The following is a 13,275-nucleotide window of genomic DNA, read 5'->3' as shown; positions in this document are numbered from 1 at the left end:
TCCTGGGGATCGGGTGTCAAGCGGGGGAGTCGCGGTGTCAGCGCTCTTCGCGGAAGTCGACGTGGCGGCGGACGAGCGGGTCGAACTTCCGCAGGACCAGCCGGTCGGGGTTGTTCCGCCGGTTCTTGCGCGTGACGTAGGTGTAGCCCGTTCCTGCGGTGGAGCGGAGCTTGATGATCGGGCGTACTTCGTTGCGAGCCATGACGCTACTATATGACAATGGTTTCCATGTTCAATAGAGACCCCGACTCGATGAGAGGCAGGTAACTCCGTGTCCGCCTACTGCCAACTGACCGGCGCGCAGCCGAGCTTCGGCAACAAGATCTCCCATTCGCACCGGCGCACGTCGCGTCGGTTCGACCCGAACATCCAGCGCAAGCGCTACTGGCTGCCCAGTGAAGGGCGCCATGTGCGCCTGGTGCTGAGCGCCCGGGCGATCAAGGTGATCGACACCATCGGCATTGAGGCGGCGGTCGCCCGCATCCGGGCGCGGGGAGTGAAGGTCTGATGGCCAAGCAGAGCAAGATCGCCCAGAACGAGAAGCGCAAGGCGACCGTCGAGCGGTACGCCGCGCGGCGCGCGGAGTTGAAGGAGATCATCCGCAGGCCCGGTACCCCGGAGGCCGAGCGACTCGCAGCCGTCGAGGAACTGCGCCGTCAGCCCCGCAACGCCAGCGCCACCCGGGTGCGCAACCGGGACGCTGTGGACGGCCGCCCCCGGGGGCACCTGCGGAAGTTCGGACTGTCCCGGGTCCGGATGCGTGAACAGGCGCACGCCGGATTTCTTCCCGGAGTGACCAAGTCCTCCTGGTGACACCCCGCTGCGGGTGGCGGGCGGTGGGTGGCGGTCGGCGGCTGTGACGCCGGCCGTCACCGTTCCACGGCCCGAAAGCTGCCACGGCCGATGAGGTACCGCAGGGGGAGTACGTAGCAGACCGGCGGCCCGAAATGCTGGCGGCCCTCCGGAAGGACTGTGGGTTCGTGAGTGCTCAGGGCCTGCACACGTCGATGAAGCAGAAGGGAATCCATATCGGCCTCACCGCCGTGTACCGGGCGCTGTCCGCCGCAGACGCCGAGGGGCGGCTCGAATCGGTCCACGCGTGCAGCGGGGCGAAGGCGTACCGGTACCTGCTGCCGGTCCACGAGTACCACTTGGGGTGCCGGGTCTGCGGAGTTGGCACTGCGTTCATCTGTCAGGTGCTGGAGGACCGGGTCGCGCAGCTCGGGTCTCGGCATGGGTTCGAGGCCGCGCGGGCGCTGTAGCCGTAACGGGCACAGCCACAGGTGGCCTCGGCTGCGCACGACTCCCCCTCAATCTCGATGAGCAGGCCGCCCGACTGGCCCGCGGCGGGTCCTGCTGACCGTCCGTGAGCTGGTGCAGGGCGGGGATGCGTGGGCCGCGGTGCCCGACCTGTTGCTCGGGTGGGCGAACCTCCGACCTGCTCGACGACTCCGACCCAGCTGTGCGGGTCTGCGCCGCGCTCAGCCCCGCCCATGTCGATCGGCCACGTGCTCTCGCCATCCTCCTCGACGCTCTCCGGGACCCGCGGACGACGGATGGCTGGTTCCCCGAGCCGCTGCCCTGCCTTGACGGGTGGTTCCGATTCACCGTGCTGCGCTCCGCGCTCGTCGTGGTCGGGCACCGGCGCCACCGCCGCGGACGTTGACCGCTGCTGGCAGTCCCTCCTCCGCCGCTTCGACATCGAGCACACATTCCGCCTGTTCAAACAGACCCTCGGCTGGACCAAGCTTCGGCTCCGCAGCTCCGAAGCCGCCGACCGGTGGACCTGGCTGGCAATCGCCGCCTACGCCCTGCTCCGCCTAGCCCGCCCAATGGCCACCGATCTCCGCAGGCCCTGGGAGAAGCCGGCCGAGTCGAACAGACTGACACCCGCCCGCGTCCGCAGAGGGTTCAGGAACTCCGCACGAGGACAGGGTCCCCAGCCGCTGCACCCAGACCTTCCCTGCCCGGACCAGGCAGACCGCTCGGCTCGAAGAACTACAGCACGGCCACCCGCCACGACGTCGGCGGAGTCCTCGCCACCGGCGAGGCATACACCCACCCCGCCCACCACAAGGTCGGCACCAAACCTCGCCGAACTGGCTGAGGACAAGTTCAGATGCGCAGCAGTGAGGCATGGATGCGGGCGATGGCCCGTAGCACTTCGTCGCGGTTCTTGGCCTGCTGTATCCATACGGGCAGGCGGGCCACCACGGTCATCTTGCGGCCGTGGTCGTGCCAGGGAATCCCTTCACGCAGCGGTGCCTGCACGAACCGCCTGACCAAGTCCAAGTGCTCCAGGTTGTAGGCCCATACCCACCCGTGCCGGGTCAAGGTCTGCAGCCAGAGACGCACACGGAAGTACGGGTCTGTGGCCGGCGCATGCCGGTCCCGGTGCAAGGCCACACCGCCACGGCTCCAGTCCTTCGCCATCCCACAGCTCCGACAAACGAGCCGCCTCCAGGCGAAGAGGCCCTGGTCGTGAACCCCCGACGGGTCCGGTGCCGTACCGACGTGCGCGACCTTTCCGCAGCCGGGACAGCGCACGAGAACGGACGTGAGGAAGTCGTACGTCGTGCTCCGGGGGTCCCGGAACCGGCGGTGCGTGGAGATCGAACTCATTGGACCAGTATGCGAGCCACGCGCCCAAGGCTGCTACGGGTTGAATCTCAAGGTCAGCGTATGTGCTTCAACGGGAGGCTCGCGTGGACCATCCACTCTCCCTCGTACCGACCGGTCTTGGCCTTCCCTCCCAGCAGGGCCGCCCGCTCGCGAATACCTCTCAGCCCACTGCCGCCGCCCTGCCCACGAGGTGATCCGACGAGAGGGTTGGTCACTTCCAGCTCCAGGGAGCCTTCAGCGATGCTGATCCTCACCCGTACGGGGACGGCGCCGGCATGACGCAGCACGTTGGTGAGCGACTCCTGCAGAATCCGGTACCCCTCACGGGAGACGGGGCCGGGGAGCAGTTCGAGGGAACCGGAGACCTCCGCGTCGATCTTCGCCCCGGAGCCACGAGCGGACTCCAGCAGCCGGTCGGCCTCGGCCAGCGTCGGGCGCCCGCTCGCGGGAGTGTCCGATTCGCGCAGCACCCGCAGGACTCGCTCCAGATCATCCAGCGCGTCCCGGCCCGTCTCCTCGATCGCGGCGAGTGCCCGGGCTGTGAAATCCGGGTCGCCCGCCGTCCTCGCCGCCCCCGCCTGTACGACCGCGACGGTCAGCGCGTGCCCGATCGAATCATGCAGTTCGCGTGCTATGCGGTTGCGTTCGAGCAGAGTCTCGGTGCGCTCCTCCAGTGCCGTCATCCGCTCGGCCGGTGACGGGCCGAGCAGCCGACAGGCGGCGGCTGTGACCAACTCACCGCACAGCACGACCACACCGAGCAGCAGGAGAATCGGCAGGAGAGCGAGGGGGGCGCACCACCAGCCGGGTCCGACACCACGGGCCAGCCAGTCATCGCTCGGTACCGTCCCGAACGAACCCCGCACCAGATCGACCGTCGTCGCCGGAAGCCAGACCGTCGCGAAGGAGACCACCGTCGAGAGGAGCAGCCGCACCTCCAGCCAGACGACGGTCCGCCAGCGTGCCGCCCATGTCGTGGAAGGCCCCACGGAAATCGCGGCGTCGGGGCGGCCCCGCTGCTCGGGCGTGAGCAGCAGCTGCGCCTGAACCCCCTCGGCCAGACGCATCGCAGGCAGCAGTCCGACGGGTACCGCGAAGAAGACCGGCATCCACGGCCGGCTCGGGGAGATGAACAGCCACACACTGACCACCGCCAAGGGAATGAGCAGGTGCAGCCAACGACTGTATGTGACCGGTCTGGCCAACAGTGCGAAGTAGCGGCGCATGCAGCCATCGTGCCAGGGCCGGCCGGGGGGACGGCTCCCCCGGGAGAGGGAGACGATCCACCCGGACGGGGGAGGCCACGGACCGGGAGCGGCGGCCAGGCTGGGGTCATGACCAGCATCGATGTGCATGAGCTCACCAAGGACTACGGAAGCACCCGCGCCGTGGACCACCTCACGTTCAGCGTGCGACCCGGTCGGGTTACCGGCTTCCTCGGGCCCAACGGCGCGGGCAAGTCCACCACCATGCGCCTGGTCCTCGGCCTGGACCGGGCGACCGTCGGCACCTCGGCGATCGGTGGACGGCCCTATGTCTCACTCAGCAATCCGCTGCGCCGGGTCGGCGCACTGCTCGATGCCCAGGCGGCACACGGTTCGAGGACGGCGCGCAACCACCTGCTGGCGCTTGCCACCAGCAACGGCATAGCGGGCAGCAGGGTCGAAGCGGTGCTCGTGGAGGCCGGCCTCGGCTCGGTCGGCGGGCGGCGGATCAAGACGTTCTCGCTCGGTATGCGGCAGCGGCTCGGTATCGCCGCGGCGCTTCTCGGCGATCCCGAGGTGGTGATGCTGGACGAGCCGTCGAACGGACTGGATCCGGAAGGCATCGTCTGGATCCGAGGGCTGATGCGGAAGCTGGCCGGCGAGGGTCGCACAGTGCTGGTCTCCAGCCACCTCATGAACGAGACCTCCTCGTTCGCGGACCACCTGGTCGTCCTCGGCAAGGGCAGGCTCCTCGTCGACATGCCGATGCGGGAGTTCCTCGCCTCCCGCAGCCGGCCCGGCGTCCGGCTTCGCACGACGGAATCCACCCGGCTGCGCGAAGTGCTGATCCGTAAGGGGTATGAGCCCGCGCAGGACGACGACGGGCGCTGGACGGTCGACGGAGCCACTACGGAGGAAATCGGCGTCCTGGCTGCCTTCGAAGGTATCCCCCTGCTCGAACTCAGCAATGTGCAGGCCACATTGGAAGAGGCCTACCTCGATCTCACCTCGACCGAGGCGGAATTCACCGCCACCACGCCCCCCGCCGCCACCACGTCCCCCACCGCCGACCAGGAGGCCTGACCATCATGACCACCTCGACGACCGCGGTACTGCACTCTGAGTGGATCAAAATCAAATCGGTGCGGTCCGCTTCCGGTTCGCTCATAGCGGTCTTCGCAGCGACCCTCCTCGTCACCGTACTCACCTTCTCCACCGTCGGGCGGGCAGAGGCGGACAACCCGGGCAACGACCTCCTCTTCTTCGCCTTCTACGCGCTGAACTTCGGCCAGATCGCAGCCATCAGCTTCGGTGCGACCGCTCTGTCGTCAGAGTTCCTGAACGGCGCCCTGCGGATATCGCTCACGGCCGTCCCGGGCCGCAGCCTCGTCTACGCCGCCAAGATGGCGGTCATCGGCGGGCTCGCCCTCGTCGTCGGGCTGATCACCAGCTTCACCAGTTTCCTGGTGGGACAGTCGTTCATGGGCGAGTACACGATCGGCCTGGGTGAACCCGGCGCCCTGCGTGCCGCGTTCGGTGGTGGCGTCTACCTCGCTCTGATGACTCTGTTCGCAGCCGGGCTGACGGCGGTCCTGCGCAGTGCGGTCGCCGTGCTCAGTCTGCTCATCCCCTTCATCCTGATCGTCTCCTTCGTGGTCGGAGACATCGCGGGCGGAGTCGCACAGTACTTGCCGGACCGGGCCGGGCAGTTGGTTCTCCACCAGAATGCGGAGGGAAGCCTGGGGCCTTGGACCGGGCTGGCCGTCACCGCCGGATGGGCCGCTGTCGCACTGCTCGCGGGCTGGTGGACGATACGCCGCAGAGACGCCTGAGCCACAGCGGGAGAACGTGCCGGCTCCTCACGGATCTGTCTCGGGACAACCGGATCCTTCGGGCTCTCCCGGCGCCGTTGGGAGTCCGGTGAGAGGTCAGGTGTCAGTGCGAGGCGGTTTACTGACGATATGACGACCGCACACCACCTCCGCCTGATCGACGGGATGCGTGCCAGGGCATTTCCTCCGGAACGCACTTCGTCGGTCTCGGGAGTCAGCGGTCCCGGATACCACACGGCATTCCTGCACACCGAGGACCTCCGGGACGACAGAGACGGAGCAGGGTGCCGGGACGGCGCGGACCGGGGCGACGAGGCGGAACACGTCGGGCACCGGGCGCAGCGCCTCGCGGAGTGCGACGCCCTGCTCGCTCTGCTCACTCTGCGCTGGGGTGAACCACAGGCCATCAGCCTGTGGAGTGCCCAGGAGCGGATGTCGGCGGGGGAGGTCATGCCGGAGCCCTGGGCCGAGGTAGTGGCGAGCTGCGAGGACGTCCGGATGTGGCGGACGGAAGGCCGATGGGTCGTCCTGACGCTCCACGCCGAAGAAGAAGGGCCGGCGTGCGAGATGAGCGTCCTGGTGACGGTGGTCGACCCGCCCTGAGAGGCAGCGGCAGATGGTGAGCCGGGTCGGTCCGCTCGTGGCCTGCGCACCGCACGCTGTCCGGCCTCCGGCGTGCAGGCGGGAGCGAGCACCCCGGTACAGGAGCGCGCACCTCCGAACGTCAGGCGGCGAGGTAGGTCGGCGGACGCCTCGAGCGGATCACGGCCCGGCCGCCGCGTAGGACGGCCCCCGGCCGCGGACCGGGCGGGCTGTTGTCCAAGGCGGCCCGGACCTGCGTCCGGACGGCCCGCAACGCCGGGCCGGACACGAACCGGGGCGATGGTGCTGGTCCGTGCCGCGTCTGCCCGTCCACGGCAGAGCCCTTCGGCAACGACCGCTCACCGGGGGCCCGACCGACTTGTTCGGATCGTCTCGCGTGGCCGGCGTCCCCGGGACGCCCCTGCGGTGGCGGCTCCGGAACCGTCTGGGCCCCGGAGCACGTAAGACCGACGAGATCAGCCCGCCCGTGCCACGTCGGGGACGGCGTGGCACGGGCGGGCCGGAGTGGTTCAGGTGGTCTTCCGGCGGGGGAGAGCCCGCCTCGGCTGTCAGAGAATGGAGGCCGGGGTGTAACCGGCGGCCTCCGGGTGCTGCTTCGCGATCTCTTCGATCCGGGACACCAGAGCCGTCACCTGATCGCCCGCCGCACCGGTGAAGGACAGCTTGTCCGCCATCAGGTCGTCGAGCTGCCCGCGGTCGAGCGGGATGCGCTCGTCGGCAGCCAGCTTGTCCAGGAGCTCGTTGCGCTCCGCGCCCTGCTCCCGCATGGCGAGTGCCGAGGCGACCGCGTGCTCCTTGATGGCCTCGTGGGCGACTTCGCGCCCGACCCCGGCCCGTACCGCACCCATCAGGACCTTGGTCGTGGCCAGGAACGGCAGGTAGCGGTCCAGCTCACGCGCGACGACCGCCGGGAACGCACCGAACTCGTCGAGCACGGTGAGGAACGTCTCCAGCAGACCGTCGAAGGCGAAGAAGGCGTCCGGCAGTGCAACCCGGCGGACCACGGAACAGGACACGTCGCCTTCGTTCCACTGGTCACCCGCCAGCTCACCCGTCATCGACGCGTAGCCCCGGAGGATCACCATCAGGCCGTTGACGCGCTCGCAGGAGCGGGTGTTCATCTTGTGCGGCATCGCCGACGAGCCGACCTGGCCAGGCTTGAAGCCCTCGGTCACCAGCTCGTGTCCGGCCATCAGACGGACGGTCTTGGCGACCGACGAAGGCGCCGCCGCCAGCTGCACCAGTGCGGTCACCACGTCGTAGTCGAGCGACCGGGGGTAGACCTGGCCGACGGAGGTGAAGGCGTGCGCGAAGCCGAGGTGACCTGCGACGCGCTGTTCCAGATCGGCGAGCTTCCCGGCGTCGCCGCCGAGCAGGTCGAGCATGTCCTGCGCGGTGCCGACGGGGCCCTTGATGCCACGCAGCGGGTAGCGGCCCAGCAGGTCCTCCAGTCGCCCGTAGGCGACCAGGAGCTCGTCCGCGGCAGTGGCGAATCGCTTGCCCAGCGTCGTCGCCTGCGCGGCGACATTGTGCGAGCGGCCCGCGATGACCAGTTCGCGGTATTCGGCGGCCAGCCTGCCGAGACGGGCCAGTACCGCCACCGTGCGGTCGCGCATCAGCTCCAGCGAGAGCCGGATCTGCAGCTGCTCGACGTTCTCGGTGAGGTCCCGGGAGGTCATGCCCTTGTGGACCTGCTCATGGCCGGCGAGGGCGTTGAACTCCTCGATCCGGGCCTTCACATCGTGCCGGGTGACCTTCTCGCGTTCGGCGATGGAGGCCAGGTCGACCTGGTCGAGCACGCGCTCGTAGTCGGCCGGCGCAGCGTCGGGCACCTCGATCCCGAGGTCCTTCTGAGCGCGCAGCACCGCCAGCCACAGCTGACGTTCCAGCTTCACCTTCTGCTCGGGGGACCAGAGGACGGCCAGCTCCGTAGAGGCATAGCGGCCGGCCAGGACATTGGGGATGCGAGGCTTCGCAGACACAGCAGTCACGTGTCCGGATTCTACTGGCGGTTTCTGCAGGCCGACGCCGCGGTCCGGTGTGTGGGTTCCTACGAACGGCTGCCGGGCCCGCTGCTCCACGGGCCCGGCAGGCCAACCGCGGGCCGGCACCCCGAACGGACCGGCTTCCGGCCGTCGGCTTCTTCGGTGCCACTTCTTCGGTGCCATGCACCGGTCAGCCGTCGAGCCGGCGCCACCCCGTCACGGGGCCCGGAGCGGGTCCGTCCTCCGGTGTGATCCAGAAAGCCTTCCCGAGCGCCCCGTCGAACTGGGCCCCGCCCCGCCCGTCGCCGGACGACCTGCCGGTGAGCCGCCGCCCGATCCAGGGCACCAGATGCTGTCGGGCGAACCGGACGTCGTCCACCCGCCGCTTCGCCCATCGGGCAGGCTGCGACACGGGCATCGGATTTCGCCAGTCGCTCTCCGCGGGAAGTCCCAGCGTCTGCCAGACCGCCTCCGCGACCCGGCGATGCCCCTCGGCCGTCAGATGCAGCCGGTCGACGTCCCACATCCGGGGATCGCCGAGCGACGGCGCACCGTACAGATCGGCCACCAGCGCACCGTGGCGCTCCGCCAAGTCGTCCACCAGGGAGAACAGTTCCTCCATGCGCGGCCGGAAGCGTGCCATGACCGGTCCGTTGCGGCCGGGGCTCCGCATCAGCACCAGCGTCCCGCACGCCGGGGCGAGCCGCTCCACGGCCTCCTCCAGGCGGCCGCGGACCATACCCATGTCGCATTTCGGCCGGAGGGTGTCATTGAGCCCTCCGACGAGTGTGATCACGTCGGGTCGCAGCGCCGCCGCGATGGGAACCTGCTCCTTGACGATCTGGCCGATGAGCTTTCCGCGTACCGCGAGATTGGCGTAGCGGAAGCCGGGCGTGCGGGCCGCGAGCCGGGAAGCGAGAACATCGGCCCAGCCGCGGTACGTACCGTCCGGCAGCAGGTCCGACATGCCCTCGGTGAAGGAGTCGCCGACCGCGACAAGACTGGTGTAGGAGGCATTCAGTTTCATGGCGGTGCGATCGTACCGTGGCCGCGGCCGAATGCCCCAGGCGCAGAGAGCCGAATGCCCCGGACGCAGAGAGAAGGGCGCGGCCACGGCCGCGCCCTTCTCGGTTCGTCCTCGGGTACCGGTGTCAGCGGGCCTGGGGGCGGCCCACCAGTTCGCGCAGCACGTCCTCCATGGTGACCATGCCGGCCAGCCGGTCGTCCTCGTCGAGAACGGCCGCCAGATGCGTACGGCTCCGTCGCAACGCGGTCAGTACGTCGTCGAGCGGCGTCGCCGCCCGCACCCGGGCGATCGGACGCAGCGCCGTCACGGGGAACGGGACATCGCGGGGCGTGGCGTCCAGAGCGTCCTTCACATGCAGGTAGCCGAGGATCCGCTGCTCGCTGTCCATCACCGGGAAGCGCGAGAAGCCGGACTCGTACGAGAGCCTCTCCAGCTCCTCGGGCGTGGTCCCGACCCGGGTGTACAGCACCCGCTCGACCGGCATCAGTACGTCCCGGACCGGGCGGCGACCCAGCTCCAGCGCGTGGCGCAACCGCTCGGCCGAACGGTCGTCGACGAGTCCGGCGTCCCCCGCGTCCTTGACGAGCCGCGCCAGCTCGTCGTCGGAGAAGGTGGCGGACACCTCGTCCTTGGTCTCCACCCTCAGGAGCCTGAGCAGCGCGTTCGCGAAGGCGTTGATCGTGAAGATCACCGGCCGCAGTGCCCGGGCCAGGGTCACCAGCGGCGGTCCCAGCAGGAGCGCCGTGCGGGCGGGCTCGGCCAGTGCGATGTTCTTCGGCACCATCTCGCCCAGCAGCATGTGGAGATACGTGGCGACGGACAGGGCGATCACGAACGAGATCGGGTGCACCAGTCCGTGGGGGACACCCACCGCGTCGAAGACGGGCTCCAGCAGATGCGCGATGGCGGGTTCGGCGACGATGCCCAGCACCAGGGTGCAGAGCGTGATGCCGAGCTGGGCCGCCGCGAGGAGGGCCGACACGTGCTCCAGGCCCCAGATGACGCTGCGCGCCCGCCGGTTCCCGGCCTCGGCCTCCGGCTCGATCTGGCTGCGCCGGACGGAGATCAGTGCGAATTCGGCGCCGACGAAGAACGCGTTGACGACAAGGGTCAGCAGACCGATGAAGAGCTGGACGGCGATCATCGTTCGTCCTCCGTCGGCTCGTCGGTACCGGGCAGGGGGGCGTGCAGCAGAGCACGCGCGGCGCGGTGCCCCGAGGCGTCCACCACGTCGATCCGCCAACCGGTGAGCTCGACGGTGTCGCCGACCACCGGAATGCGGCCGACATCGGTGGCGATCAGTCCGGCCAGCGTCTCGTAGGGCCCGTCGGGGACCCGCAGCCCGATGGTCCGGAGCTGGTCGGTGCGGGCCGCCCCGTCGGCGGACCACAGGACCCGTCCGTCGGCGTCCTCCCCGGCGGGCGCCAGGTCGGGAGTCTCGTGCGGGTCGTGCTCGTCGCGCACCTCGCCGACGACCTCCTCGACGATGTCCTCCAGGGTCACGACGCCTGCCGTCCCGCCGTACTCATCGATGACGACGGCCATGGCGAGCTTCCCCGACAGCCGGTCGAGCAGACGGTCCACGGTGAGGGTCTCCGGTACGAGCAAGGGCTCGCGCAGCATGTCGGACACCCGTTTACGGGACCGCTGGTCGGCCGGGACGGCCAGGACGTCCTTGATGTGCGCGACGCCGACGACGGTGTCCAGGCTGCCCCGGTAGACGGGGAAGCGGGAGAGACCGGTGGCCCTGGTGGCGTTCGCGACGTCCTCCGCGGTTGCCCGGATGTCGAGGGCCGTCACCTGGACGCGCGGCGTCATCACGTTCTCCGCGGTCAGCTCCGACAGGTTCAGGGTGCGCACGAACAGCTCCGCCGTGTCCGCCTCCAGTGCGCCCTCCTTCGCGGAGTGACGTGCCAGGGCCACCAGCTCCTGCGGGCTGCGCGCGGAGGCAAGCTCCTCGGTCGGCTCGAGGCCGAAGCGGCGCACCAAGCGGTTGGCGGTGTTGTTGAGGTGGCTGATGAACGGGCGGAAGACGGCGGTGAAGACCCGCTGCGGAGTCGCGACCACCTTGGCGACGGCGAGCGGGGACGAGATCGCCCAGTTCTTCGGGACGAGCTCACCCACCACCATCAGGACCACGGTGGACAGAGCGGTGCCGATCACGAGGGCCAGGGACGAGGCCACGCCCGGCGAAACCCCCGTCGCCTCCACCGGCCCGCGGATCAGCTTGGAGATGGACGGTTCGGAGAGCATGCCGACCACCAGGTTGGTGACGGTGATGCCGAGCTGTGCGCCGGAGAGCTGGAACGTGAGGCTGCGTACCGCCTTGAGTGCTCCGGCCGCCCCGCGCTCCCCCCGCTCGACGGCCCGTTCGAGCTCGCCGCGCTCCACGGTGGTCAGGGAGAACTCCGCCGCCACGAATGCGCCGCAGGCGAGGGAGAGCAGCACCGCCACGAGGAGCAGTAGCACTTCGGTCATCGGTTCACCTCCGTCCCATGATCAGGCAGGGTCAGGAGGTTCGCGCGATGTCGGCGGTATCTACTACTGGGAGGCTCGCCCATGGGCGGACGCTCACACCTTTCGAAAAGTCGGACGGTTGGGGATCCATAGTAAAGGGTCGGCAAAGTGCCGGACGTTCCGGTTGTCCGTCGAGTCCGCTCCGTCCACCCCTGGACTTCGCGCCCCTCTGTTGTCGTGCGGCCCGGGCTTCGGGCCCGGCCCGTTTCAGGTGGTGAGGTGCTTCACCCATCTGCTCCACCGGGCCTGAGGCGCATACCCCGCCGCACGCCAGGCATGCTGGGCGAGCGTGTTGCGGTCCAGCACCATCGCGTCGCCCCGCCGCCCGCCGAGCGCGGTGAACCGCTCCTCGGCGGCGGCGAGCAGTGCCGCGCCGACGCCGCGGCGACGCAGGCCGGGATGGACAGCGAGCCGGTACAGGTGGCACCGCCAGCCGTCGAAGCCCGCGATGACGGTCCCGGCGAGTGCGCCGTCCCGCTCGGCGAGGATCAGGGCGCCTGCGTCGCGTGCCACCAGCCGTTCGACGCCGTCCCGGTCGTCGCTGATGCTGGTGCCCTCCGCCGCGGACTTCCAGAACGCCAGAACGGTGTCGACGTCGTCCGCCGTGGCCGCGCGGATCACCAGATCATTCATGTCCGCCATCCCACCATCGGTCGAACTCGGGAGTCGAGCGGATTCCGCGATGCGGGCGGGCGGTCGCAGATGTACGGGCCACGAAGTGCTTCCCCTTGCCGGTGCTAGCGCGTACGCGCTAGCGTGATGCCGTGCCCAAGACTCAGCTGAACGTTCGCGTGGACGAGGCGACCGCCGAGGCAGCGCGGCAGCGCGCCCTGCAGAGGGGGATGAGCGTGAACCGCTACATAGAGGAACTCGTCAAACAGGATGCGGGCGAGGTGGGACACACCTTCGTCGAGGCCGCGGCCGACTTCATGAAGCAGTACGAGTCGGTGTTCGCCGAGGAGTTCGGCCCGGAGCGCGAAGGCACCCGTTGAATCTGCAGATCGACCTTTCCTGGCTGCTCATGGTCGCCGAGCACAAGACGCCCGGTGACCCGCAGGTCGTCGACTGGGGTGCGCTCGTCGCCGCGGTCAGCCGGCACGAGGCGGAGATCTTCGGCAGCCCCGTCTACAGCGATCCGCACTCCCGTGCGGCCGCCATGCTGCAGCTGCTCCTCCACGTACCCGCGCTGGAACACTCCAACGCCATGTTCGCGTCCGCGGTCGCCTACGGCTACCTCGTCGCCTCGGGGCTGAAGGTCACCACGTCGCCCGAGCAGGTACGCGATCTCGCCCGCCTGGTGAAGGAGGGCAAGGCGGACGTCCGGACGATCGCCGACGAACTGCGTCAGTGGAGCCTCTGACCCGGCCCCGGCCTCCCACCCGCGGCACGGGTCCGCCCGCCCCTGTGGTCCGCCCCCGCCCCGGTGATCGGGGACGCGGGTCAGGCGGCCCGGCCCACCGGCGGCCGGGCCCGGGGCAGGGGGC

At 69.6% G+C, this 13,275-nt stretch carries 15 protein-coding genes and 2 pseudogenes; 9 read left to right on the top strand and 8 right to left on the bottom strand.

All coding sequences use genetic code 11. The features are described 5' to 3' along the window. Nucleotides 1-37 precede the first annotated feature (37 nt). Nucleotides 38-202, bottom strand: a complete 165-nt coding sequence (gene rpmG / locus OG927_RS03880; RefSeq protein ID WP_056795624.1) for a 50S ribosomal protein L33 — start codon at nt 200-202, stop codon at nt 38-40. Nucleotides 203-271: 69 nt separating this feature from the next. On the opposite strand from rpmG, the gene rpmB reads away from it, so the two are divergent. The 4 genes and pseudogenes from rpmB to OG927_RS03860 form a co-directional block, all read left to right on the top strand. Then, nucleotides 272-508: a 50S ribosomal protein L28 gene (rpmB, locus tag OG927_RS03875; RefSeq protein WP_330319701.1), complete on the top strand. Its 237-nt coding sequence runs from the start codon at nt 272-274 to the stop codon at nt 506-508. Next, complete coding sequence (gene rpsN / locus OG927_RS03870; RefSeq protein WP_056795618.1) at nt 508-813, top strand: 30S ribosomal protein S14; 306 nt, start codon at nt 508-510, stop codon at nt 811-813. Before rpmB ends, rpsN begins: the two co-directional genes overlap by 1 nt. Before the next feature lie 125 nt (nt 814-938). Beyond that, nucleotides 939-1,262: pseudogene (locus OG927_RS03865) on the top strand (transcriptional repressor); the annotation flags it as partial. Nucleotides 1,263-1,631: 369 nt separating this feature from the next. Continuing rightward, nucleotides 1,632-2,107 (top strand): annotated as a pseudogene (locus OG927_RS03860) (transposase); the annotation flags it as partial. A gap of 8 nt (nt 2,108-2,115) precedes the next feature. Here the strand turns inward: OG927_RS03860 and OG927_RS03855 are convergent. Then, a complete protein-coding gene (locus OG927_RS03855; RefSeq protein ID WP_209470958.1) occupies nt 2,116-2,622 on the bottom strand; it encodes a hypothetical protein in 507 nt (168 codons plus the stop codon). 53 nt (nt 2,623-2,675) lie between these two features. Further along, nucleotides 2,676-3,848: a sensor histidine kinase gene (locus OG927_RS03850; RefSeq protein WP_209470959.1), complete on the bottom strand. Its 1,173-nt coding sequence runs from the start codon at nt 3,846-3,848 to the stop codon at nt 2,676-2,678. A gap of 108 nt (nt 3,849-3,956) precedes the next feature. Here OG927_RS03850 and OG927_RS03845 point away from each other — a divergent pair, with 108 nt between their 5' ends. The 3 genes from OG927_RS03845 to OG927_RS03835 all read left to right on the top strand — a co-directional run bounded on the left by OG927_RS03845 (nt 3,957) and on the right by OG927_RS03835 (nt 6,262). Next, complete coding sequence (locus OG927_RS03845; RefSeq protein ID WP_209470960.1) at nt 3,957-4,910, top strand: ATP-binding cassette domain-containing protein; 954 nt, start codon at nt 3,957-3,959, stop codon at nt 4,908-4,910. A 5-nt stretch (nt 4,911-4,915) separates the two neighbouring features. Continuing rightward, entirely contained in the window at nt 4,916-5,659 is a 744-nt protein-coding gene (locus OG927_RS03840; protein WP_330319700.1) for an ABC transporter permease, read from the top strand. 129 nt (nt 5,660-5,788) lie between these two features. After that, nucleotides 5,789-6,262, top strand: coding sequence for a hypothetical protein (locus OG927_RS03835; RefSeq protein ID WP_056795613.1), 474 nt, complete (start codon nt 5,789-5,791; stop codon nt 6,260-6,262). Nucleotides 6,263-6,810: 548 nt separating this feature from the next. Here the strand turns inward: OG927_RS03835 and purB are convergent. The 5 genes from purB to OG927_RS03810 all read right to left on the bottom strand — a co-directional run bounded on the left by purB (nt 6,811) and on the right by OG927_RS03810 (nt 12,433). Next, nucleotides 6,811-8,253: an adenylosuccinate lyase gene (purB, locus tag OG927_RS03830; RefSeq protein ID WP_206431862.1), complete on the bottom strand. Its 1,443-nt coding sequence runs from the start codon at nt 8,251-8,253 to the stop codon at nt 6,811-6,813. 184 nt (nt 8,254-8,437) lie between these two features. Beyond that, nucleotides 8,438-9,274 carry an SGNH/GDSL hydrolase family protein gene (locus OG927_RS03825; RefSeq protein WP_330319699.1) on the bottom strand — a complete coding sequence of 279 codons (837 nt, stop codon included), beginning with the start codon at nt 9,272-9,274 and terminating at the stop codon, nt 8,438-8,440. A gap of 124 nt (nt 9,275-9,398) precedes the next feature. Further along, a complete protein-coding gene (locus OG927_RS03820) occupies nt 9,399-10,418 on the bottom strand; it encodes a hemolysin family protein (protein WP_056795604.1) in 1,020 nt (339 codons plus the stop codon). Beyond that, complete coding sequence (locus tag OG927_RS03815; protein WP_056795600.1) at nt 10,415-11,752, bottom strand: hemolysin family protein; 1,338 nt, start codon at nt 11,750-11,752, stop codon at nt 10,415-10,417. Before OG927_RS03815 ends, OG927_RS03820 begins: the two co-directional genes overlap by 4 nt. A 246-nt stretch (nt 11,753-11,998) precedes the next feature. Further along, the gene (locus OG927_RS03810) at nt 11,999-12,433 is read right to left on the bottom strand and encodes a GNAT family N-acetyltransferase (RefSeq protein ID WP_056795597.1); all 435 of its coding nucleotides are present in this window, start codon (nt 12,431-12,433) and stop codon (nt 11,999-12,001) included. A gap of 122 nt (nt 12,434-12,555) precedes the next feature. On the opposite strand from OG927_RS03810, the gene OG927_RS03805 reads away from it, so the two are divergent. Next, the gene (locus OG927_RS03805; RefSeq protein ID WP_014157595.1) at nt 12,556-12,783 is read left to right on the top strand and encodes a hypothetical protein; all 228 of its coding nucleotides are present in this window, start codon (nt 12,556-12,558) and stop codon (nt 12,781-12,783) included. Further along, nucleotides 12,780-13,151, top strand: coding sequence for a hypothetical protein (locus OG927_RS03800; RefSeq protein WP_056795592.1), 372 nt, complete (start codon nt 12,780-12,782; stop codon nt 13,149-13,151). The genes OG927_RS03805 and OG927_RS03800 overlap by 4 nt, the downstream gene beginning before the upstream one ends. The last annotated feature ends 124 nt before the right edge of the window (nt 13,152-13,275 follow it).

This window comes from Streptomyces clavifer, from assembly GCF_036345975.1.
In the GTDB taxonomy this organism is placed as follows: domain Bacteria; phylum Actinomycetota; class Actinomycetes; order Streptomycetales; family Streptomycetaceae; genus Streptomyces; species Streptomyces clavifer.
Note: the sequence above shows the minus strand (reverse complement) of the source record. Positions and strands in the feature narration are given on the sequence as shown.